The following is a 22,575-nucleotide window of genomic DNA, read 5'->3' as shown; positions in this document are numbered from 1 at the left end:
TAAAGCAGCAATACGCTCATGCGAATGGTTAGTTACAGATTTAAGGGGGAATTACTTTTGAGTAAGGTTGGAAGAAATGACTTGTGCCCATGCGGAAGCGGGAAAAAATATAAGAGATGCTGCCTGGACAAGGAATCCTCTGCAGTAGAATCCATATTGCGGCTGGTAACAACGGGGGAAGCGGCCGCGCAAGAGGCTGCAGCCTCGCTGCCGGAAATGGAAGAGGCAGTCCAGGAAACCGCAATTCGGCCTGAGAACAAGCTTACCCTGACCAAGCTGAAGAAGATGGTGGCTCGTGAACTGAAATGGGAGCACCCGGCTCACGAACAGCTGGCTTTGCAGCTTATCGAGAGTATGAGAAATCAATACGAGCGGGAGCTGATTTTTGAAGCTCTGGTGCTATGGAACGGGTATTCCCGCCAGACCAAACCTGCTGTAAAGAAGACAGGCTCTTTCTGTGCGGCAATTGAGTATCTGCTGTCTGAGGAGTACGGCTTCAATATTACGCAGGCGGAACTCGCCGATAAATATGAGGTCACAACGGCTACAATTTCTCGCAAGGTCAAAGAAATGCTTAACTATATCGAGGAGTATGGCATGGGCGGCGAGGCAGATGAGCTTTTGGCAATGAACGGTCCGGGCACACCCAAGGATAAAGCCCAGGCTCTGCTGTACAAAGCCATGGAAGCAACGTCCTCCAAACGGAGAATACAGCTGGCGCAGGCTGCGCTGGACCTGTATCCAGACAGCTCAGACGCCTATCTGATCCTGGCTGAAGAATCGGAGAATGAACAAGATGCACGGGCTCATCTCAAAGCGGGGATCGCTGCAGGTGAACGAGAGCTGGGTGAACTCTTTTTTGAGAAGAATAAGGGGCACTTCTGGGGTCTTCATGAGACCCGCCCGTACATCCGGATTTGTAAAAGCTACGCTGAATCCTGCTGGTTTGGCGGAAATGCCAAAGAAGCAGCGCAAATTCTGGAGCATATTCTGGAGCTGAATACGGAAGATAATACCGGTGCGCGCTATCTGCTTGCTGCCGTATACCTGTACAGCAACCAGTTGAAGCAGGCTGAGCAGGTGCTGGAGAAGTACGGCAAGGATGATGCTGCTGCCGCTTATGCCTATGACCGCATCATTCTGGAATACAAGAAGAACGGAATCACCTCCCAGCTCAAAATGCTCTACCGCGTGGCACGGGGTGTGAACAAGCATGTGCCCGATTATCTGCTGGGTGTGAAGCGGCTGCCGCATAACCTTCCTGATTTTGTCGGAATGGGTGATTCCAATGAAGCGATCGAATATGTCATTATGCACTCCCGTCTATGGGCGAGCGTACCTGATCTGCTGAAGTGGATGCTGAAGCAGTAGGGATGAACACTGAAATACAAATCACAGCCGGATCCGGCTGTGATTTTTTGTGCTTTTATGTCAAAATTCCACGCGAAAAATGGCGTATTATATAACATGATGCAGAAAAAAGAAGAATGCAAAAAAAAGAATTGACCTGACGGAGAAATGTGGTTATATTTGCAATATATTAGTAAATATTATCAAATGTTAGCGAAGTTACATCGGGAAATTTCGCCATTGTGAAGCGGGTCTAAGGGGTGTTTTTTTTGAACCATGCAACCACGATTCGCACCGAGCTGGAGCGTTTTATCGAACGTGAGGCTCTGAGCTTCAGCCAATTGGGAAGGCTTGCGGGGCTTAATGCAGGTACCGTGAGTTCTATTCTAAAGGGTAACCGGATTATGGGCGTGGATCAGCTGGACCGTATGACTGCTGTCCTCGGCTTGCCCAAAGGACATTTTTACGAGCAGTATATTCAGGAGTGTATGGTTGAAGCCGTACCGAACTGGCGAAGAGTCAGACCCTTTCTCTATCGTTGTGCAGAGTTGGACAAGCTTGATTGCATCAAGCGGATTCTGCCGCTGCTCCTGGACAATCTGACCTACTCCCCTTTGCTGTTTGAGACCGCTGAGGAATTCTTCGTGGAAGGCAGGCGCGCCGCAGCAGTCTTGATCTATGAGAGCGTTGCCCTCAGTGAGAGGAGGCAGCATTCCGAACGCCTGGCCTTTTGCCAGTATCGCCTGTTTACACTTCGGCTAAGCGATAATCAGGAGGATAACCTCCAGTGTGCGCTCCAGTTTGAGCCTTTTGTAGACCGGCTTGACGAAATCGATCAGCTTGATGCGCTACGGGATCTGGCGAATACCTACCGTTCGCTTAGGCGTTGGGACAAAGTGGAACCGATAGCCGAGGAGATGGAACGGCTGGCAAGAATCCAGCTTTTTACGATACCACAGCCGGCGAGGGCGAAACGGGAGCAGCCTAAGAAACCTAAGAAACCGATGTTTGTATATCTGGCCTTCTCTTATCTGCTTCGCGGGAGCGTCTGCGATTCCAGGAACGATTATGAGCAGGGAATCCAATACACATACGCCTATGAAGACTTGAGCTGGGTCAAAGAAACCGATGAGGACACCCTGCATTGGCTGAAACTGTATAAAGGATGGGCACAGGCCAACATCTACGTATCCAAGCTGATGCGCGGGGATGAAAGTGTACTAGCTGATTATGTTTTCTATATTGAACAGAACAAGGATGAGCTTCTGGTCGGCTTATTAAATATTACAGAGGCGGCCAATCTGTTTGATCTCAATGTGGATCACATCCTGCAGTATTTTAATTCTGAAATCAACGGCTACATGCAGATAAAATATCAAGAGGCTGTGGGTGTATATACGAAGCAAGTGGTCTCTGAGCAGCACGCCCGTTTTCTATACGGAGTGGCCCTGTACTATCTGAAACAAAGCCTATACCAGATAGGTTTTGAATACTTATTGTCTAGTCTGTTCACGTCATCTCTCATCAACAACGAAACCCGTATTCTCGCCTGTGTGAGGTTATTTGAGAGATATAGAGCATTTGCACCCCATGAAATACAACATAGATATCAGAACCTATTAAAAGAGGAGGAAGAAGAACATGAAAAGAAAATTGGCATCTCTATTGGTCGTAGCTAGTTTTGCCCTGGTGCTTGTTGTTCCAATTCATTCGGGTACCTCACATTCCTTCGTCATTATGTCCGATAATCATGGGGGTTAATCTATTACTATAGTTCTGGAGTAGACGATATTGCTCGAAAAAAGACCATTCCTTGGCAAGTCCTTGGCTGGTCTTTTTTCAATTCTTCCAAAAATTATCTGAAAAAATTTTCACCCCGAAAAAGACATAGCCCTCTAAAATACTAAAAGAGGAGGGATAGAAGTGAGAGAACAGGACTGTTTGAAACAAACTTTGGAACAAGCCCGGCGAGATTTGAACAATCTGCAATACAAGTACGATCTGGATCATCCGGCTGTGCTTCATCAATCGATGGTACTCGACGAACTGATTAATCAATACACCCGAAGCAACGTCGCCCAAGTGAAAAAAAGATCAGGTGCAGCCGGCAGCAGGCTGGCAGCCGAAGAGCTATGGCCAACGCGTGCACAGCTGTATCGGACCGCAAACTCCGCATCCTAAAAGGGAGCGTGGAAGCACTCTACGCATTATACCGCCTTCGCAGTTATTCTCTCTATCAGATGCACCAGCATACTTGGACATGCTCGAATGGAACAGCAGGTCGTTTACGCCGCAGGCTATTATTTGGAGAAAAAGCAATACAATGCCTGCGGTGGTACAACGCCTCTGTTATAACCCCACCTTAATTTTTTCTCCACAACCTCCCTCTTAATTAATTGTGTCAGCCTTCCTAATATAAAACCTAACATAAATGGGCTTATATTCTTGTGTAATCCAATAAACCGGCTTCGATTTGGGCGTTTACAAAGGTAAACGCTTGTTAAGTTATGTTCTTTTGGAGTGAAACGGTAAGGGGATAATCAGCGTCAAGATCCGCCAACGGCTTCAGCCCGCTGAGAGTGTAGAGCAGATTACGTAGGCGTTGCCGAGATGGAAGAGATCAAGCACAGCCCGGCGAACCTGCTGCACACGGTATCCAGATTCAAAGTGTACTAACCTGGAGAGGACAATGCTTGAAAAAATGTCCCCGGAAGAGTATGTTACAAGAAGCAAATTGATAAGTTAGAGACAGTGAGGCGAGGGAAAATGAGAGAAGGCGAAGACCGGATCGTAGGAATGGAAGATATTGTGCGTGCGCATCATGTGCTGCGGGAGGTTATCGTCCGCACCCCTTTGCAGTTGGATACGGTGCTGTCGGCCAGATACGGCTGTAATGTGTATTTGAAACGTGAGGATCTGCAGATTGTCCGCTCCTTCAAGATCCGGGGTGCCTATAATATGATCCGCAGCTTGTCTGCAGAGGATAGAGCCAAGGGCATTGTCTGTGCAAGCGCGGGGAACCATGCGCAGGGTGTAGCCTACTCCTGCAAGGCTCTGGGCATTAAAGGGAAGATATATATGCCAACCACCACTCCTAATCAAAAGATTAAGCAGGTCCGGAAGTTCGGCGGCGAGTATGTTGAGGTCATTCTAAAGGGCGACACCTTCGATGATGCTTATGATGAGGCGCTGCAGGCATGCATTGATCATAGTATGACACTGATTCATCCGTTCGATGAACCGCGGATTATCGCCGGAAACGGTACGATTGCGATGGAGGTTATGGAGAGCCTGGACAAGCCCGCTGACTTTGTGTTTGTTACCATTGGCGGAGGCGGCCTGGCAGCGGGTGTTGCCACCTATGTGAAGACGGTGAGCCCTTCTACAAAGGTTATTGGCGTTGAGCCTTCCGGCGCGGCCTCGATGAGCGAAGCGCTGAAGCGCGGAGAAGTGATCACCCTGGAAGAGATTAATAAATTTGTCGATGGAGCTGCCGTGAAACGAGTGGGCGGATTGACTTATGATATCTGCTCCCGCCGCCTTGACGATGTGGTTAAGGTGCCGGAGGGCAAGGCTTGTACGACCATTCTGGAGCTGTACAACGAGAATGCGATTGTTGTGGAGCCTGCAGGCTCGCTGCCCATCGCGGCGCTTGATCTGTACCGCGACCAAATCCGCGGCAAAACGGTGGTCTGTATCATCAGCGGCGGGAACAATGATATTGACCGGATGCAGGAGATCAAGGAACGGTCGCTGATCTATGAAGGTCTTAAGCATTATTTCATGGTTAACTTTCCGCAGCGCGCCGGTGCCCTGCGCGAGTTCCTCGCTGAGGTGCTTGGACCCGGAGATGATATCACACGTTTCGAATATACGAAGAAGAATGAAAAGGAGAACGGTCCGGCGCTGGTCGGAATTGAGCTTCAGCATAAAGAGGATTACACCCCGCTCATTGAACGGATGAAGCAAAAAGGTGTGGATTATCTGGAAATCAATAAGGATCCCAACTTGTTTAATATGCTGATCTAATCCTCTATCCATTGCATACAGACGAAAAAGGCCCGTCCCAGGAAGTTATGGGGCGGGCCTTCTATATTATGGGGATTTAAGACTGAGGTACCTCAGTCTTCAGATAATCAGTAACACCATCATCCAGCTTATAGCCATTCTCCTTCAGCAGCTTCATGAAGCCCTCCAGTTTCAGGAGAAAAGGGCTGCTGCCATTGCTCTTGGAGAGAATGCTGCTGTATGCCTTCTGTGCCTCCAGGTCCATCTCCAGATTGTCATAATGGAAAAGAGGGGTATTGTTTTGTCCATAAAAGGTATTGATTACATATTGGGAATATAAGGCCTTCACCGCCGAAATACGGTTCGATTTGGGGTGGCTCTGGATGAACTCCTCCTGAGCCAGCGCCCGGGCGGCAACATCCCCCCAGGAAATAACCAGTCCGTTATCTTTGGAGGAGGGCAGGTCTGCTTCCGTAGCCATAATGGAAATATAATCACGGATGTCATTCGTAACGTAAACTTTATATTTGCGGTAAGCCGCATAATCAATCACCGGAAAAAAGGAGCCTTCAGCCGTCTCCAGCTTATAGCCGCTTTCCCCTGCACTCTTCAGCAGGTCCCGCAACGAAGCATCCTGGGTGGTCTCGGCCAGCTTGGTCATGCTGATGCCTGCTTTGTAGACTGAGGTCAGCTTCCGCTGAACACTGCTGCTGCTGAATTTGCTCTCCCAGGTATTCATGGCAGCCTTATGAAGATTCTCCAGCTTCAGGGTCAATACGGTTGCCTGATAAGGGCTGACCGCATAGATATTGCTGTTCAGGAACCGGACTGCCTCCGGAAGTCTGGCGGAAGAGGCCAGCATCGGGAGAGCCGCCTTGTATACCGCTTCAGCATGACTGCTGCCCGCTTCAGCGGTCACCTTGCTTCCAGGGGCAGGGGCGGAAGCTCCGGCGGTTCCGGTAGCTGCACCCTCTGCCAGAACATGTCCGTTAATCCCTGCAGGCAGTCCCAGAACAGCAGTTATAGCGGCGGATAGAAGAATTTTTTTCATTTTCATGGACGTTTCCCCCTGTTTGAGTTGAACTTGGAACCCTGACATCTATGATCTGAAAAATACTAACTTTAACCCAAGCCCCCCGGCCACAGCGAGAACCAGACTTACCCAAGGGGAGATAGAAATGACCGGAAACAAGTTGTCAAGAAACACACCGAGGAATACTACCAGAATAGCAATGCCTACATAAATTCCGAGTGCCTTGATATCGAATGCCTTGGGCTTTGGCGCATCATCCTCGGATAAGGAGGACATCCATCTCATGATCATCTCCATAAGGACAATAGCCCCCGCACCTACGACAAGAATTGTAAATATACTGATCCGGCCGAACAGGCCCGCTTCCCCTGTACTCCATAACAGGAGCAGGCCAGCGATGGCATACACACTGAACAGCCCTGTCAGTGCGGCACAGGAAATCATCAGGTAGTGGTTCAGCTTGCTGCGCACCTTGGGGGTAGAGACGCTGCCGGTAATCTCTTTGAAATAGTCCTCAGGATGCTCGCCAAAAATCTGTTTGGCATTTTTACCTTTACCCTGCCCCTCCAGCAGAAGTGCTGCCGCCTCCAGCAGCAGCTGCTCGGTTCGGACCGGGTCTACTTTGCTGGCACGGAGCGCCAGCAGCATATCTTCATAATAAGAGCGGTTGAAGGGTGTCATCTGCTCACGCAGTACATTATTTTGCTTAATCATTGCTTTGACTTTCATAGTAAAAATATAAACCTCCAGTGGTGGGCCTAAATAGGTCTTTAACCTAGAGTATACGTTTGGGTGGCGGTTGTGTGCAAGGACAAGCATTTCTCTGCCCGGGATGAATAATCCGTTTGGAAGAGTGAACACTGTTAATGGTTCGGCTTCACCACTATGGCTTCAAGGAAGGTAGGGAGCGTTATGGATACTGATAACAGAGAAGAGACAGGCAAATTCGTGGGTGACGGCTTCGCGCCTCCGCTTGCAGGTGAAGTGGGGGATTGGGGCAATTCCGACGGATTCAGCTTATGGGATTCTGAGCTGGATACGCCTGAGAATGGCCTGGAAGGCTGGCAGGGCAGACGGAAAACGCATGATATGTTTCACGAAAGCTATGAATAAATAGTAAATGAAGTGCAGTTCCTCCAGTGCTGGGCCTCTTTTGCTCCATGCCGAGCAGAAGGGGCTTTTTGCTAAGCCTGCACGGCTGTTTATTCCTGCTGCTTGTTGACAATAGGAAAGCAAAACGTATAATGAAGATATTAATCTGACTAATTTAATCGGGATAATTATAATTTAAAATAATGTGCCTTTTTAGAGGAGGGCTTCAGCAATGGAACGGAATATTATCATTCGTCATCACGGGGAAGAATTAACAGCCAGCATCCATTATCCATCGAGGGAAAAGGGAAGCTCCGGACGCTGCAAGGAAAGGGTGCCGCTTGCGGTGATCTGCCATGGATTCGTCGGCAACCGGATCGGAGTCGACCGGATTTTTGTCAAGGCTGCCCGCGAGCTGGCTTCTGACGGATATATGGTAATCCGTTTTGATTATGTGGGCTGCGGGGAGAGCAGCGGGAACTATGGCAGTGAAGACATGGAATCGATGATTGCCCAGACCCGGGCCGTTCTCGACTATGGCATCACCTCCGCCGATGTAGATCCTCAGCGTGTGACGCTGATCGGGCACAGTCTTGGCGGTGCGGTAGCCCTGCTCACCGGAGTGCGGGACCGCCGGGTCAAGAATCTGGTCCTGTGGGCGGCGGTAGGCTACCCGTTCAATGATATCGTAAAGATCGTGGGCAGGGAAGCTTATGACCGTTCGGTGAAGAGCGGTTCATCGGATTTTTCCGGCTATTCGTTTACACCGGTCTATTTCAACTCACTTGCCGCTTTTCAGCCATTTCAGGAAGCTGGCAAATTCAGCGGCGATGTGCTGGTGATCCACGGAACTTCTGATGATGTGATCCCTGTGGACTATGCCTTTCTTTACCAGAAACTGTTCTGGACACGCCCGGAGGGCCGCTGCGACAAAGAAGTGATTTTTCAGGGGGATCATACCTTCTCATCAGGTCCGGCGCAGGCCCAGTTGCTGAAACGGACCAAGGATTGGATGAATCAACAGGAGCATGTGCAGGAAGAATGGCAGAACTGGATGATTTAGGGTTTGTCCTCCGCTCGCATTAACTCAGAATAAGCGGTAAAATAAAAGTGCAGACCATATACTGGGTTATGGAGGTGGGCACCCTATGAAATTACCGGCATTTTTTATTGCACATGGCTCTCCGCTGCTTGCCCTTGAGAATAACGAATATACCCGTTTCCTGGAACGGCTGGGGGCTGATCTGGGGACACCGCGCGGCATTGTAGTCTTTTCTGCGCATTGGGACAGCCCTGAGCAGTTGATTACAGTAGATGGACAGCACGAAACCTTGCATGATTTCTATGGATTCCCGGACGAGATGTATTCGCTGACCTATCCAGCACCTGGGGATTCCGCACTCAGCCGCCGAATCTCCGAACTCTTTACCGCGAACAATCTTCCTCACCAGCCGGTGCTGGGACGGGGGCTTGATCATGGAATCTGGGTCATTCTGAAAAAGATGTTCCCGGCTGCCGATATCCCTGTAGTGGCCTTGTCTGTCGATTCCTTGCGTTCCCCGGAGGAGCAGTATAATATCGGCAGGATGCTGGCCCCACTGCGTGATGAGGGTGTTCTGCTGATCGGAAGCGGGGGGCTGGTTCATAATCTGCGGCTGCTGAAGCAGGACGACCAGCCTGAGCAATGGGCGCTTGACTTCGATGCCTGGATAGCCGCCGGCCTTGAAGCATGGAACCTGCCTGCACTGTTCGCTTATGAGAAAAAAGCGCCGCATGTACGCGATGCGGTTCCCAGCTATGGACGAGAGCATTTTGTGCCGATCTTCTATGTAATGGGAACAGCCGATGAAGGCAGACGCGCACAGCTCATGATTCAAGCCTACCAATACGGGACGCTTAGCCTGAACTGCTGGATGATTGACTAAATTACACATACGATACATGAGGGATGCAGCCTGAAGAGGGGCTGTGTCCTTTTTAAAATTTATGAATGTATATGTCCTGAAACGGATACCTTCTTAAAAGGACGGCGAAGCCGTTTCCACTTGATGCGGGAATCAAGACAAATGGACTCCGCTATGATTAAATGGAAGAACGAAGCCAGTTTTATTACGTAGAAGGATCAGGATGAAAGGCTCCATAAAACTAAGCGCATGCTTACGAAGCCAGTTTTATTGCGTAGAAAGATCAGGAAGCAAGGCTCCATAAAACTTTTAGGAGGAAAAAATACATATGACCCTAAGCCGTTATTCTTCCCGTCTAATCACCGGCTGTGTGCTTGCGGCCCTGCTGCTCTCTGCCTGTGGAAATCAGGATGCGGAGAATGTTCCTGCGCCTTCACCTGCAGCAGTGCCTACCCTTGCGCCATCCCCTGCCGTATCTGCTGAGCCGTCACCAGAAGCCAAGCCTGTGATCGGGGGGATCACCTCCGGGCTGACCGGGCTTCCGCTGGAAGAGAGCATTTTGCCCCGTCCCTTGGCAGTGATGATCAACAATGCGCCGGCTGCACGGCCGCAGTCAGGAATCAGCGAGGCGGATATTCTGTATGAGGTGCTGGCTGAAGGCGGAATTACGCGGCTGATCGGGATTTTCCAGAGCCATACCGGCGTGGTCAAAATCGGGCCGATCCGCAGCATCCGCCCGTATCTTATCGACATCGGTGAAAGCTATGGCGGCGTGACGGTACATGCGGGAGGGAGTCAGGCGGCGTATGCCATTCTCCAGAAGGGGAAAAAGGACGACATGGACGAGATCGGCAGAGCCGGAGCCTATTTCTGGCGCGACAAGGAGCGTAAAGCCCCGCATAATCTGTACAGCAATGCCGCCAAGCTGCGTGAGGGTGCGGACAAGCTGGGATACGCCGGAACTATAGAGGTTCCCGGGTATCTTTTCACAGATCCTGATGATTTACCGGCCGGGGGAGATGCATCGGCAGAGTTCAATGTCAATTTTCTGCTAAAAAGCTATACTGTGGGGTATAAATACAGCACGGAGCGGAGGACCTATCTGCGCTGGGTGAACGGCAAGCCGCATCTGGATCTGAATGACGGAAATCCGGTCGAGGCGGCCAATGTAATGGTGATGGGGGCTGACCATAAAGTGCTCGACGATGTGGGTAGACTGCAGATCGACATCGAGCTGGGAGGGGAGGCCGTGCTGTTTCAACGTGGACAAGTGCAGAAGGGAAGATGGTCCCGCAAGCCTGGAGATGTAATCCGCTTCGTGAAGAAGGATGGCACAGAGGCGCTGATGTATCCCGGAATCACCCATATTCTGATTGTGCCGAACAGCCCTTCCTTCAGCAGTCATATCGAATATGCACCGATCCCAGGTTCTACCTGATACGGACGCCAAAAGAAGCCGTAAGGATGATTATTTTCACGATTACAGGGAATTGTTATTATAGTGTAAAAAAGTTCGTTTCTTTTACTTCTATACCTTCAATTGATATGATAAGATAACAAGGGTTGTCATTCATTTTCATGCTGTTTACATATGAATGGCTGCATTTTATGTAAAGGGGTTTAAACTAATGAAGTTGAGAAAAAAGGACATATTCTTTGAGACACTGGAAAATATGGCCGATACCATTGTCCAGGCGGCAGATTATTTCGCTCAGAATATTACGACTCTGCGGGATAATGTCGAGAATTTCGCAGCGGTGATGAAGAAATATGAATCCCAATGCGACACGTACACGCACACCGTCATCAAGGAATTGAACAAGACGTTTATCACACCGCTGGAACGCGACGATATTATGGACCTCATCACAAGTATGGATGATGTTATTGATGGTCTGGAAGCTTCAGCCTCACGTTTCTATATGTACAACCTGTTGGACCCGGACGAATATATCGTGCAGTTCGCAGAGATTCTCCGCCAGTCCGCCTATGAAATTCAAAAAGCGGTTCACTTGCTCTCCCAGAAGAAGCTGCTGGCCATCCGCGAGTACACCATCCGTCTGAATGATCTGGAGAACCAGGGCGACGAAGTACTCCGCATCTGCACCAAAGCCCTGTTCGAAACGGTAAAAGACCCGATTGAGCTGATTAAGCGCAAAGAGCTGTACGAGCGGCTTGAAACTACAACCGACAAATGCGAAGATGTAGCGAACATGCTGGAATCGATCATCATGCGCAACTCATAAGGGGCCTGGAATATGGAAACATCAATATTTGTACTAGGTTTTGTGATTGTTCTAGCGCTTGCATTCGACTTCATCAACGGGTTCCACGATACGGCTAATGCGATTGCCACCTCGGTCTCCACCCGGGCGCTTCGTCCACGGACGGCTATTCTTATGGCGGCTTCCATGAACTTTATCGGGGCGCTGATGTTTACGGGGGTAGCCAAAAAAATCGGGGGCAGCATCACCGATCCGGCCCTGCTGGACAACGGGGTAGATATTGTCATAGCTACACTGATCGCCGCGATTATCTGGAATCTGGTGACCTGGTGGCTGGGGATTCCTTCCTCCTCTTCCCATGCGCTTATCGGTGCGTTGGCTGGAGCGGTCTACGTAGGTGCCGGCACAGAGCATATCAAGTGGCATGGCTTTATCGAAATCGTCGAGGGGCTCGTATTCTCCCCGCTGATTGCTTTTGTCATTGGTTATATTGTCATGACGATCCTGAAATGGATCTTCGCCAAACGCAGTCCGCATACCGTGAACAAGGGCTTCCGCTCCATGCAGGTCATTACTGCGGCGCTTCAATCCTTCACACATGGTACCAATGACGCCCAGAAAGCGATGGGGATTATCACCTTTGCACTCGTGACCTCAGGCCGTCTGGACACCATGGAAGTTCCTTTATGGGTTAAAATCGCTGCGGCAACATCCATGGCACTAGGGACGTCCATTGGCGGCTGGAAGATTATCAAGACCATGGGAACGAAGATTTTCAAAATTGAGCCTATTAACGGCTTCGCTGCCGATATTTCCGCCGCTTCCGTTATTTTCTCGGCTACACTGCTGCATCTGCCGGTAAGTACAACACATGCCATCACATCATCTATTCTCGGTGTAGGTTCAGCCAAACGCTTCTCTGCTGTAAAATGGGGAATCGCCGGACGCATTGTGATCACCTGGTTTATTACCATTCCGATCAGCGCGGTATTGGCAGGGATTATTTTTAAGATCATATTCTAAGCAGCAGCATGGCTGCATATCAAGATGTCACGGAAGCCAAGAATGGCTGCGGACATCTTTTTTTGTTGGCTGGGAACAGCTGTATACCATTTGGGGGGAAGGCGCTTCTTGCTGTACAATGGTTAGGTGCAAGATTGAGCAGTGGAAGATGCAATAGACGGGGGACTTATATGATACGAACGCTTGCAGTTACACGTAAGGGTGAGGTGTTGACGGATCTGCCGCTTCAGGACATTACCCTGGAGGATTATGCCTGGATTTGGGCCGATTTTTCCACCCCTACAGCGGAGGAGACCCTGCTGCTGGATACTTATTTTCATTTTCATCCCTTGGCGATTGAAGACTGCATGCATATCCTGCAGCGCCCGAAGCTGGATTATTATGAGAATATGCAGTTTTTTGTGCTGCATGCGCTTAATGAGCGGACGCTGGAAGCAGAAGAGATCGACCTGTTCCTCAGCAAAGGCTTCCTCGTATCCTATCATCATCAGGAGAAACCGGAGATGGATGAAGCCTGGCAGATGGTAAAGGCGGAAATTCATAGCCGCAAAGGCTGGTCAGGCGGTCCGATGGCTGCTGCGTATACCGTGATGGATAAGCTGGTGGACCGGTATTTTCCAAGCTTGTACGGTTTGGAGGATGAGCTTGCCGATCTGGAGAGCCAGGGCGGCAACGAGTCTGTGGAAGAGCTCATGAGCCAGGTATTCAATGTGCGCGGTCGTCTGCTTAAGCTGCGCCGGACGATCGTGCCGATGCGTGACCTGATGTACCGGATCGTCAATTCGCAGCATGTGCAGAGCAACGGCGAGGAGCGGATCTACTTTGGCGATATTTATGATCATCTGCTGAAGCTGACCGATATGATCGAAGTGGACCGGGAAATGACAGCCGATCTGCGCGACAGCTACATCTCGCTCAACTCCAACCGGATGAACTCGATCATGAAGACCCTGACGGTTATCACAACCGTCTTCATGCCGCTGACCCTGATTGCCGGAATATACGGCATGAATTTTCGGGTAATGCCGGAGCTGGACTGGAAATACGGCTACTTTGGAGTGCTGCTGCTGATGCTGGTGCTCGGCGTGGGTATGTTCCGCTGGTTCCGGCGCAGCGGCTGGTTTAAGTAAAGGGGACATTAGCATTAATCGAGCGCCAGGTTTGACTGAAGCGTACCTTGAGAGGTACGCTTTTTAGGCTGGAGCTTGCAGCTATGCCGCGAATCGATGTACGGCAGAACCGTTAACGGCTATTCGCCAAAAGCGTTAAACGCCGCCTACTTGCGGCGGCGTTTAACGGAGGCGGGGGAGGATTTGCGCCGGCTCTTCGGAGCCGTTTTTTTGCGTGGCTGTGACCCTGAGCGTCTCTTCTTGCGCCGTTTGGGGCCGTAGAGTGCTGCGTCTTCTTCAGCTGCCAGCTCGCCTGCTCCCGAGCCCTTCTTCTTGCCAAAGCTGCCCATGACCAGCTTCACCATCGGGGCCATCTGCTGAAATCCCTGCATGACCTTCTGCACCTTGCCCATGGAATTGACAATGCCGTCGACGCCGCCCAGCCGGTCAACGATGCCCTTGATCTGCTCCATGTTCGCGAGATTTCCAAGATTGCCAAGATTGCCAAGTCCTCCGAGCAGTCCGCCGGGTTTGGCGGCAGCGGCTTCGGCAACGGGGACGGCCAGAGCCGTCTCTGCGGCTGCTTCTGTGCCTAGGGCAGGAAGCATTCCAGATTCCCCATAGAAGGGGGGCTGGGCATATGAACTGATCCCGGGATACGGCGATGAAGGATACGGCTCGGCCAGCGAACGCCCGCCCCGGCGGGAGTGATTATAGTAATGATCAGGCATAACATCACATTCCTTCGTTAGTGGTTTGATATACTGTATGTCATAGGCGAACATAAGGTATAGACGAACGCCCGGTTTACCGGGATAGCAGCGGAAAAGGGCGGATGCCCACCCGCCCGTGCCGGAAGTGAAGAAACCGTGACCATGCTTGATTTTCGGCGCTTATGTAGTACTATAGTTAAGGCGGTAAATCTTGCGGATTCAGAGTAGGAGTCTGAATGCAGGATTAATTTTGTGCGCGTGGGGTGGACGTTTGTCCGTCGATTTCGTTCTTTACAGCGTGAAACCGTTAATGCTTGAAAAATGTGCTCCAGTACAATATAGTAGAGGCAAGATAGTCACTACATTTAGGCTTTTGAACTCTTTTTTTTGAAGGATATCTTATCAGTGATGTCAGCACTGACCAAACTTTTAGGGGATGATAATCGATGCAGCTTAAGAAGCTAAACGATAAAAGTATAGACCAATTATTCGAAGCCATTTTGACTTTAAAAGATATGGAAGAATGCTATGTGTTTTTTGATGACCTGTGCACGGTGAATGAGATTCAATCCCTCTCGCAGCGTCTGGAAGTGGCGCGTATGCTGGGCAAAGGGTCTACATACAATCAGATTGAAGCGGAGACCGGAGCCAGCACTGCGACGATTTCGCGTGTGAAGCGCTGCCTGAACTACGGGAATGACGGATACAAGTTAACGCTGGAACGTTTGGGACGATAATTGATGAAGACGGGCGTACTGATTATCAGTCACGGCTCCCGCGATCAGGCCTGGGTTTCAATTGTCGAGGAAGCTGTAAGCCATGTGGCGCTGGAGGAAGAGATGCCCGTTGCGGTTTCTTTTCTGGAGCTGGTAGAAGGCCGTTTGATTCAGGATGGTATAGATAGTTTGGAACATGCAGGGGTCACAGATATTATTGTGATCCCCTTGTTTGTTTCTTCCGGCAGTACACATGTCGATGAGATAGAGTATGCGCTGGGCGCCAAGCCTGCGTCGGAGAAGGAGACCGACCTTGAACCTTTTGCCGTCAAGGCCAGGGTGCATTACGGCTACCCGGTCGACGACGATCCGGATATAGCTGTTATGATCTGGGACAAGCTGCGAGGGCTGTCCAAGCATCCGGAGCGGGAGACGATTCTGCTGGTGGGCCATGGCAGCGTACATGACGGGTTCCGGCAGCGCTGGCAGCAGGGGATATCCTCGCTGGCTGAACGTGTGCGCCGGATTAGCGGTGCAGCAGCTGCGGACTACGGTCTGCTGAACCCGGACAGTGTGCGGAGCAAGGTGGAGTATTGGCAGGAGCAGGGCCATGATGTACTGGTGGCTCCGCTTTTTTTAAGTGAAGGCTATTTCACCAAGCATGTTATTCCCGGGCGGCTCAGCGGCCTGAAGTATGCCTATTCAGGACAGACGCTGCTGCCGCATCCCTTATTGCCGCACTGGATTGAGCAGCAGGTGAAGGTTATGCTGGAACGGATTCGGGAAGGCTGTTAAGAATATTTTGCAGCAAAAAATAGTGTTTCCGGTATTGATTTCATCTCCTGCTGCATACATTGATCTATGCATTCTGCTTGCCGTCATTGCTTGTGTGGTCCCGAATTGGGTATAATCAGTAAAGTTATCAATTATATAAACAGGTGGCGTCCGGTAATGAAAACTGCGAGATTGATCTATAATCCCACTTCTGGTCGGGAAGAAATGAAGAAGCGGCTTGCCGATATTTTGGACCGGCTGGATATTGGCGGTATTGAAGCCTCGTGCCATGCAACAACCGGAGAGGGCGATGCCACAGCAGCCGCAGCGGAAGCCGTCGAACGCGGGTGTTATGATCTGATCATAGCGGCGGGTGGCGACGGTACGTTGAATGAGGTTATCAATGGTATGGCCGAGAAGCCGAATCTTCCTCCTCTCGGTGTATTTCCGGTGGGGACTACCAATGATTTTGCCCGGGCGATGGGTATCCCTAAGAACTGGGAGGATTCATGTGATCTGATTCTGCGTCAGGAGTCGCGCCTAATTGATCTTGGCAAAGCCAATGACCGTTATTTCATTAATATAGCCGGCGGCGGACAACTGACTGAGCTGACATACGAGGTTCCCAGCCGACTGAAGACTATGATGGGCCAGCTTGCGTACTACCTGAAGGGGATTGAAAAAATGGCCAGTCTCTCTCCGCAGGAGCTGTACATCCGCGCGAACGGCCAAGAACTGATCCATGACGAGTTCATGCTCTTCCTGATCGCCAATACTAATTCCGTAGGCGGCTTTGAGAAGCTTGCTCCGGATGCGCGGATTGACGATGGACTATTCGACGTAATCGCTGTCAAGAAATGTAACCTGGCCGAATTTATCCGTCTGGTCAGCCTGACGATCCGCGGTGAGCACTTGCAGGATAAGAAGGTTGTCTATTTCCGCACCGATGCCATGGAGGTTACCTCCCCAGGCTATGTTCAGCTAAATCTGGACGGCGAGCTTGGCGGCACACTGCCGGGCAATTTCAGTATACTGCCGCAGCATCTGCGGATTTTTGCACAGAATAATTGAGCGGGAATCCTTCAATAACGGGAAAAACTCCAACTAAATGGGCTGGAAAGTCTCTGTGCGCTGAAATAGTTGGAATTGCTCCATTTAATTCGTGTAACAAGCTCCTCTTTCTTTGAATGTTGAGCCGGCGAATTAGCTGGAGTTTTTCCATTTAAGTGCTTCAATAATGACAATGAGATATAATTAGCTGGAGGAATTCCAACTAAATGTATGATATAGGTGCTTCAGAGGACCATAGTTAGGAAGCTTAATAGTGAAGCTAATGAAAGAAGTGAACCCATAGATGAGTAAACAACGCAGTGGACGCAGCGCAAGCCGCCGTGACGGCTCGGCACCTGCCGCCGGACTGCCAGTGAATAAGAATGACGAGGTGATGCTCGATATTATCGGCATGACCCATGAAGGCGAGGGGGTAGGCCGGGTAGAGGGCTTTACCCTTTTTGTGCAGGGCGCGCTACCTGGTGAGAAGGTCCGGGCCAAGGTGCTTAAGACCAAGAAGCAGTATGGCTATGCCAAGCTGCTTGAGCTTGTGCAGGCCAGCGGCGACCGGATCCAGCCGCCTTGCCCGATCTATGACCAATGCGGCGGCTGCCAGCTGCAGCATATGGACTACACGGCCCAGCTGGCGTGGAAACGCCAGCTGGTGGTGGACAACCTGCAGCGGATAGGGAAGCTGCAGATTATGGGGGCACCGGGGAGAGGTGCTATAGCTGGAAGCGGGGGTGCAGAAGGAGCCGCTGAAGCGGCGAATCTCACTGCCGGAGCGGAAATTGGGGCGTCTGATGGGGATAACTTGGCGGGTGTAAGCGCAAGTGCTGCGGGGGCACAGGCTGACGGCATCATCGTCCGGCCCACCCTCGGCATGGACGAGCCTTGGCGATACCGTAACAAGGCCCAGGTGCCTATCGGCGTCACCGACGGCGGACTTGTGGGCGGATTCTACGCCCGTGGCAGCCACCGGATTGTCGACATGGAGACCTGTCTGATCCAGCATGAACATAACGACGACGTCGTAGCTGCAGTGAAGCGAATCGGCAGAGAGCTTGGCATCTCTGCTTACGATGAAGAAACCGGACGCGGGCTACTGCGTCACGTCGTGGTGAAGAAGGCCTTCCGCACCGGCGAAATGATGCTCGTCCTCGTAACCAACGGCCGCGACATCCCGCATCTGGACGCCTGGATTGGCAGCATCCGTGAGGCTCTGCCGCAAGTGGAGAGCATCTGCCAGAACGTGAACACCCAGCGGACGAATGTGATCTTCGGCAGCGAAACCCGTGTCCTGTGGGGCAGAGACGTCATCTACGACTACATCGGAGATGTACAGTTCGCCATTTCTGCCCGTTCCTTCTATCAGGTGAACCCGGTACAGACTGAGGTGCTGTACGGCAAAACCGTAGAATACGCCGGATTGACAGGAAATGAAACGGTTATTGATGCCTACTGCGGTATCGGAACGATTTCGCTGTTCCTGGCACAGCACGCGGCTAAGGTGTACGGTGTTGAGATTGTGCCTGAAGCGATTGAAGACGCGCGTTCTAATGCTAAGTTGAATGGGATGAAGAATGTAGTGTTCGAGGTAGGCGCGTCCGAAGACGTGATCCCGAACTGGAAAGAGCAGGGCGTCACACCGGACGTAATCGTTGTTGATCCGCCGCGTAAGGGCTGCGATCCTAGGTTGCTCGATACGATTCTGGCAATGAAGCCGGAGCGGGTGGTGTATGTGTCGTGTAATCCGTCGACACTGGCGAGGGATTTGCGGGTGCTGGAGGATGGCGGGTACAAGACAGTGGAGGTAACTCCGGTGGATATGTTCCCGCATACGACACATATTGAATCAGTCGCATTACTGGAGCTCAAGTAGTACAGTGGAGGGAAACCTTGTATATCAAGGGGTTTATACGATAATACAAGACGATGAAAGTTAATGATACAGAGGACGTAATCACCAGTTGATGTGAATTTGATGTGAAAAAGCTAAATAAGCGCCAGTAAATAAATATAATTCGACATAAAAGAAAGCAAGAAGACGCTCGGGAATCGCTCCCCGCAGCGTCTTTATTTTTGCGTTTCTGCCTTTTTGGAAAACAGGGAATCCAGCTTGTCAGCAGCAGCCTGGTCAGCAGATTGGAGAGCGTGACCGTAAATGTTCATGGTTGTGGTAATGTTTCCGTGGCCCAGCCGCTCTGAAATGATCTTGGCGTGAACGCCCTGGTTAATGAGCAGTGTAGCAGAGGTATGGCGCAGATCATGGAAGCGGATATAGCGCAGGCCGTTTTTCTGAATAAATTGCCGGAACCAAAGGTAGGGGCGCTCATGGTGGAATGGGGATCCGTCCGGATGGCAGAACATGAAATGCCACTCCCGGCCTTCCCGATCCCGTCCGTTCCAGGCATCGCCCAGCTTGTCCCGCTCCTTCACCCTATAGGCGTAATAATCCCGCAGCTCCTCCAGCACAGAGGCCGGCAGCGTAACCTTACGTTTGGAGTTCTTGGTCTTCGGTTCCTTGACGATGATCTCACCCTTGAGGGCTTGAACAAGCGTTTGGGAAACATCAATTACCCCCGCCTTCCAGTCCACGTGCCGCCATTCCAGCCCTAGCAGCTCCCCGCGCCGCATGCCGGTAGTCAGGGCCAGCGTAATCAGCATACGCCAGTGGATCGGTTCCTTCTCAATCGCTTGAAGCAGCAGCCTCACCTCTTGCTCATCATAGGGGACGATTTCCTTGCTGGTGACCTTAGGCTTCTGGACGGCAGCCACAGGGTTGCTCTTGATGATCTTCCATTCAACGGCACGGGAGAAGATGTTCTTCAGAACACGGTGGTTAATCTGGACCGTCCCTGATGATAGCCCGCCGCTTTTCTTGTCGCCCCGGCCGCCGTCCTGGCTGAGCGATTCAAGGAAGTTCACAATATGGAGCGGCTTCACATCCTCCAGCTTCATGTGTCCAAAGGTCGGCAAGATCCGTATCTTCAGGTGCGATTCATATGCGGTGCGGGTCTTATGCTCCAGCTGCTTCGCAGCGTACTTCGTCCGCCACTCCTCTACAAAGGCCGATATGGTCATCTTCTGCGGTTTAATGTACTCCCCAGCCTGAACCTCTTCACGGAATTTTGAATACTCCATGTCCAGGTGATCCTGTAGCCGCTTCTTCGTCTTGAGCAATGCTTCATCGGTTATGGTCACTGTCTTGGTGCGGCGTCCGTATTTGCCGTTGACCTGAACACCGGTATAGACGGTGAAGCACCAGGAATTGTCGCCGCGTTTTTGAATGTTCGCCATTGTTGATGTGCTCCTTTCTAGTAAATGAGAGGTTTATTCTGGCTTAGAATTAACTTCAGAATTTTGCACTGGAGGCTTTTGATACTCCGGAAAGAGGGCTTTAAGCACATCGAGGACTCTCTGCCGATCTTGATTGGATAGACGATGACCATTGTATAGCGCGTGAGGTGTTACTTTACGTTCAAGAAATTTTTTTATGTCAATAATCCCTGCTAAAAAAGCTTCGTGCTCCCTCATTTCTCTTAATTCGCCCTCACTGAATGGAGGGAAAGCTTCTATTGCCTCTTGGTGCTTTACAGCATCTGCTAATTCGAAATGGCCCGCTATCTCTAATAAACCTGAATATGTCATGATGTGCGGTTCAAAGGCATTAGCAATCTTTTTAAGTATTTCTGGTGAAGGTATTCCGGTTTTTCCATTCTCAAGTTGCGAGAGATAAGGTTGCGACACTTTAGACCCTTTGCTCATTTCAACTAGAGTTAGTCCATTCTCTTGGCGTGCCTCGCGTAGCGCTTTTCCGAATAATTCTGGTGTAACCTCTGGATTAGATTCCCTGTTCATCTAGTTACCTTCCTTTTCCTGATTATTAACATTAATGTATACGATTATTATTACTTTTTCAATATTAAATATACAATCGCAATATTGACATGGTAATATTTTATGATATTATTATTACAAATCCAATATTAAGGATGTGATATTTTGTGAAGGCGGTTATAAAAGCGGAGAAGTTAACGGAGCTCATGTTCCGTAAAGGTTGGACGCGTCGTCAACTTGCTAAATCCGCGGGGATTGGTGAAGTGACCGCGCAGCAGGTTTGCAATGGGCAGCGTAACCCAAGCCCACCTGTAGCCAAGAAAATCGTTGATGCTCTGGGTGTCGAGTTTGAAGATATTTTTGAACTTACGCCAGTAAGTCGCTCAGAACAGGGAGCCTAAGGATATGCGGCTTTACGGCATTCTTGTAGACGGCCGTCTTTATGTCCGTACCAAGCGGGGGAATATAATTGCCCTTTTGCTGCTAGCGGCCAGTATGGATTATGAGGAATCAGCAGTAGAAAAGACAAATCGCCCTAACGCAGTATCCTTGGCGGGGTCGCGTTAAGACGATCTTATAACAAAACTATGGGTTCTCTTGGCGTAAGTATACCTTTATATGTAATTAAAGGTCAAGAGAGGAGCCCGACCTCAGGAGGTATTACAATGCATGAAACTCAGCAAGCGACGATACAGCGGCAGACATTGGATGTGAAGCAAGCAGCGGCACTGATCGGCGTATCAACAACATCAATTTATCAACTCTGCCGCGAACAGAAAATCCCTCATATTCGGGTACGTGCTCGGATTTTGTTTCATAGAACGGTGCTTGAGGAATGGCTGCGGAGCGGTGGGGTGACAGCATGAACGAGCAACAGAGCAAGATCTTGAGCGAGGTGGCGCTATTGTCTGGCTGGAAGCATCAAATCTTAAGTGAGGCGCTGTCTCTTTTGAATGATCAGTGCTATACGCGCGAAAGAGCAGCTCAGAAGCTGCTGGAAGTCGTAGCTGATATTGGAGAAAGCGAGCAGGCCTGCTTATCCGTTGTGATTGAATCTGGACATGAATAGCTGTGATGAGGTGAAACAATTGAAAGCACAGGAGAGTTCCGCTGCTGCTATTGTCAAAAGAGGTGAACGTTATGTTTGCGAGGTACTTGGTCTGTTTTCGGATGCACTGAAAGAAGCGAAGCGGGAATTCCATGAAGAACATGCAGATATGGTTCGAGCTGTACGGGACCTGGCAGCTGAAGAAATAGCTATATAAGTTGAACTAGAATTATTCAGTAAGTCGGTCGTTTTCCAAACGAAGGGAAAGACGATCAATAATTGTCTGAGTATCGAGAGCAATGTTTTGCATAAACGCAGCCACTTTTTTGCGGATTTCTGAGACGGTATGGAAAAACACGTTGTTAATGACATCTGATTTCAGCCATTTCCCAAGTCCCTCAACCAAGTTTAGTTGCGGACTATAGGGAGGTAAGAAAACCAATTCAAGACGTGCTTTGTAATCTTCCAAAAAGGGTTGAAGTAATTTCGCATGATGAATACGAGCATTATCCAGTACTATGACAATCTTTCCTTCAGAGTACGCCTCAACCACCATTTGTAGGAAGGACAGAAACGTCTCTGCGTTATACTGCTCGTCTTCTTTCCAGAGAATTTGACCCGTCATATAATTCAGTACGGCTAACAACTTGACGCCGCGATGTTTGCCTGTGGTCTGGATGATGCGTTGTT

Annotated in this window: 26 protein-coding genes; 20 read left to right on the top strand and 6 right to left on the bottom strand. The window is 50.3% G+C overall.

The annotated features are described in order from the left end of the window. The first annotated feature begins 57 nt into the window (after positions 1-57). The 4 genes from A3844_RS23675 to ilvA all read left to right on the top strand — a co-directional run bounded on the left by A3844_RS23675 (position 58) and on the right by ilvA (position 5,379). The gene (locus A3844_RS23675; protein ID WP_074108649.1) at positions 58-1,371 is read left to right on the top strand and encodes an SEC-C metal-binding domain-containing protein; all 1,314 of its coding nucleotides are present in this window, start codon (positions 58-60) and stop codon (positions 1,369-1,371) included. A gap of 248 nt (positions 1,372-1,619) precedes the next feature. Continuing rightward, a complete protein-coding gene (locus A3844_RS23670; protein WP_074102814.1) occupies positions 1,620-3,029 on the top strand; it encodes a helix-turn-helix domain-containing protein in 1,410 nt (469 codons plus the stop codon). 244 nt (positions 3,030-3,273) lie between these two features. Continuing rightward, a complete protein-coding gene (locus tag A3844_RS23665) occupies positions 3,274-3,531 on the top strand; it encodes an aspartyl-phosphate phosphatase Spo0E family protein (protein ID WP_074084254.1) in 258 nt (85 codons plus the stop codon). A 585-nt stretch (positions 3,532-4,116) separates the two neighbouring features. After that, on the top strand, positions 4,117-5,379 hold the full coding sequence (gene ilvA / locus A3844_RS23660; RefSeq protein WP_074084255.1) for a threonine ammonia-lyase IlvA: 1,263 nt from the start codon (positions 4,117-4,119) through the stop codon (positions 5,377-5,379). Between the two features lie 76 nt (positions 5,380-5,455). Here ilvA and A3844_RS32030 read toward each other — a convergent pair whose 3' ends face one another. Then, the gene (locus A3844_RS32030) at positions 5,456-6,415 is read right to left on the bottom strand and encodes a hypothetical protein (protein ID WP_083606988.1); all 960 of its coding nucleotides are present in this window, start codon (positions 6,413-6,415) and stop codon (positions 5,456-5,458) included. A 42-nt stretch (positions 6,416-6,457) separates the two neighbouring features. Then, positions 6,458-7,120, bottom strand: a complete 663-nt coding sequence (locus tag A3844_RS23650) for a DUF1129 family protein (protein ID WP_074108648.1) — start codon at positions 7,118-7,120, stop codon at positions 6,458-6,460. Positions 7,121-7,303: 183 nt separating this feature from the next. Between A3844_RS23650 and A3844_RS23645 the strand changes: the two genes are divergently transcribed. The 7 genes from A3844_RS23645 to corA all read left to right on the top strand — a co-directional run bounded on the left by A3844_RS23645 (position 7,304) and on the right by corA (position 13,765). Next, entirely contained in the window at positions 7,304-7,504 is a 201-nt protein-coding gene (locus tag A3844_RS23645; protein WP_074084257.1) for a hypothetical protein, read from the top strand. Between the two features lie 211 nt (positions 7,505-7,715). After that, positions 7,716-8,546, top strand: a complete 831-nt coding sequence (locus A3844_RS23640) for an alpha/beta hydrolase family protein (protein WP_074102812.1) — start codon at positions 7,716-7,718, stop codon at positions 8,544-8,546. 85 nt (positions 8,547-8,631) lie between these two features. Beyond that, positions 8,632-9,408 (top strand): DODA-type extradiol aromatic ring-opening family dioxygenase, encoded by a 777-nt coding sequence (locus A3844_RS23635; RefSeq protein ID WP_074084259.1) that lies wholly within the window; start codon positions 8,632-8,634, stop codon positions 9,406-9,408. A gap of 307 nt (positions 9,409-9,715) precedes the next feature. Continuing rightward, positions 9,716-10,825: a DUF3048 domain-containing protein gene (locus A3844_RS23630; protein ID WP_074108647.1), complete on the top strand. Its 1,110-nt coding sequence runs from the start codon at positions 9,716-9,718 to the stop codon at positions 10,823-10,825. Positions 10,826-11,015: 190 nt separating this feature from the next. After that, positions 11,016-11,633 carry a DUF47 domain-containing protein gene (locus tag A3844_RS23625; protein WP_074084261.1) on the top strand — a complete coding sequence of 206 codons (618 nt, stop codon included), beginning with the start codon at positions 11,016-11,018 and terminating at the stop codon, positions 11,631-11,633. A gap of 12 nt (positions 11,634-11,645) precedes the next feature. Then, a complete protein-coding gene (locus A3844_RS23620) occupies positions 11,646-12,635 on the top strand; it encodes an inorganic phosphate transporter (protein ID WP_074084262.1) in 990 nt (329 codons plus the stop codon). Between the two features lie 170 nt (positions 12,636-12,805). Further along, positions 12,806-13,765: a magnesium/cobalt transporter CorA gene (corA, locus tag A3844_RS23615; RefSeq protein WP_074108646.1), complete on the top strand. Its 960-nt coding sequence runs from the start codon at positions 12,806-12,808 to the stop codon at positions 13,763-13,765. A gap of 146 nt (positions 13,766-13,911) precedes the next feature. On the opposite strand, the gene A3844_RS23610 is transcribed toward corA, so the two are convergent. Beyond that, on the bottom strand, positions 13,912-14,475 hold the full coding sequence (locus A3844_RS23610; RefSeq protein ID WP_074084264.1) for a hypothetical protein: 564 nt from the start codon (positions 14,473-14,475) through the stop codon (positions 13,912-13,914). A gap of 428 nt (positions 14,476-14,903) precedes the next feature. Here A3844_RS23610 and A3844_RS23605 point away from each other — a divergent pair, with 428 nt between their 5' ends. The 4 genes from A3844_RS23605 (at position 14,904) to rlmD (ending at position 18,879) form a co-directional block, all read left to right on the top strand. Continuing rightward, positions 14,904-15,194 (top strand): YerC/YecD family TrpR-related protein, encoded by a 291-nt coding sequence (locus A3844_RS23605; protein ID WP_020428424.1) that lies wholly within the window; start codon positions 14,904-14,906, stop codon positions 15,192-15,194. Continuing rightward, complete coding sequence (locus tag A3844_RS23600) at positions 15,195-15,968, top strand: sirohydrochlorin chelatase (RefSeq protein ID WP_074108645.1); 774 nt, start codon at positions 15,195-15,197, stop codon at positions 15,966-15,968. 156 nt (positions 15,969-16,124) lie between these two features. Then, positions 16,125-17,018 (top strand): diacylglycerol kinase, encoded by an 894-nt coding sequence (locus tag A3844_RS23595; RefSeq protein WP_074084266.1) that lies wholly within the window; start codon positions 16,125-16,127, stop codon positions 17,016-17,018. A gap of 283 nt (positions 17,019-17,301) precedes the next feature. Then, the gene (gene rlmD / locus A3844_RS23590; RefSeq protein ID WP_074108644.1) at positions 17,302-18,879 is read left to right on the top strand and encodes a 23S rRNA (uracil(1939)-C(5))-methyltransferase RlmD; all 1,578 of its coding nucleotides are present in this window, start codon (positions 17,302-17,304) and stop codon (positions 18,877-18,879) included. A gap of 194 nt (positions 18,880-19,073) precedes the next feature. Here rlmD and A3844_RS23585 read toward each other — a convergent pair whose 3' ends face one another. Together A3844_RS23585 and A3844_RS23580 are read right to left on the bottom strand one after the other, a co-directional pair. Next, positions 19,074-20,297, bottom strand: coding sequence for a site-specific integrase (locus A3844_RS23585; protein ID WP_074108643.1), 1,224 nt, complete (start codon positions 20,295-20,297; stop codon positions 19,074-19,076). Between the two features lie 33 nt (positions 20,298-20,330). Then, positions 20,331-20,858 carry a helix-turn-helix domain-containing protein gene (locus A3844_RS23580; protein WP_074108642.1) on the bottom strand — a complete coding sequence of 176 codons (528 nt, stop codon included), beginning with the start codon at positions 20,856-20,858 and terminating at the stop codon, positions 20,331-20,333. A 146-nt stretch (positions 20,859-21,004) separates the two neighbouring features. Here A3844_RS23580 and A3844_RS23575 point away from each other — a divergent pair, with 146 nt between their 5' ends. The 5 genes from A3844_RS23575 to A3844_RS32430 all read left to right on the top strand — a co-directional run bounded on the left by A3844_RS23575 (position 21,005) and on the right by A3844_RS32430 (position 22,102). Beyond that, a complete protein-coding gene (locus A3844_RS23575) occupies positions 21,005-21,238 on the top strand; it encodes a helix-turn-helix transcriptional regulator (protein ID WP_083606986.1) in 234 nt (77 codons plus the stop codon). Between the two features lie 4 nt (positions 21,239-21,242). Further along, positions 21,243-21,404, top strand: coding sequence for a hypothetical protein (locus A3844_RS32870; protein WP_167374731.1), 162 nt, complete (start codon positions 21,243-21,245; stop codon positions 21,402-21,404). 98 nt (positions 21,405-21,502) lie between these two features. Further along, positions 21,503-21,703, top strand: coding sequence for a helix-turn-helix domain-containing protein (locus A3844_RS23570; RefSeq protein WP_244169835.1), 201 nt, complete (start codon positions 21,503-21,505; stop codon positions 21,701-21,703). Further along, on the top strand, positions 21,700-21,906 hold the full coding sequence (locus tag A3844_RS23565; protein WP_074108641.1) for a hypothetical protein: 207 nt from the start codon (positions 21,700-21,702) through the stop codon (positions 21,904-21,906). Before A3844_RS23570 ends, A3844_RS23565 begins: the two co-directional genes overlap by 4 nt. Positions 21,907-21,925: 19 nt before the next feature. Further along, positions 21,926-22,102, top strand: a complete 177-nt coding sequence (locus A3844_RS32430) for a hypothetical protein (protein ID WP_167374730.1) — start codon at positions 21,926-21,928, stop codon at positions 22,100-22,102. 12 nt (positions 22,103-22,114) lie between these two features. Here A3844_RS32430 and A3844_RS23560 read toward each other — a convergent pair. Beyond that, a partial coding sequence (locus A3844_RS23560; protein WP_143192139.1) for an IS630 family transposase occupies positions 22,115-22,575 on the bottom strand: 461 nt, incomplete at its 5' end.

Source organism: Paenibacillus helianthi, from assembly GCF_001909055.1.
Lineage (GTDB): Bacteria > Bacillota > Bacilli > Paenibacillales > Paenibacillaceae > Paenibacillus_AQ > Paenibacillus_AQ helianthi.
This window is presented reverse-complemented; position numbering and strand designations above follow the sequence as displayed.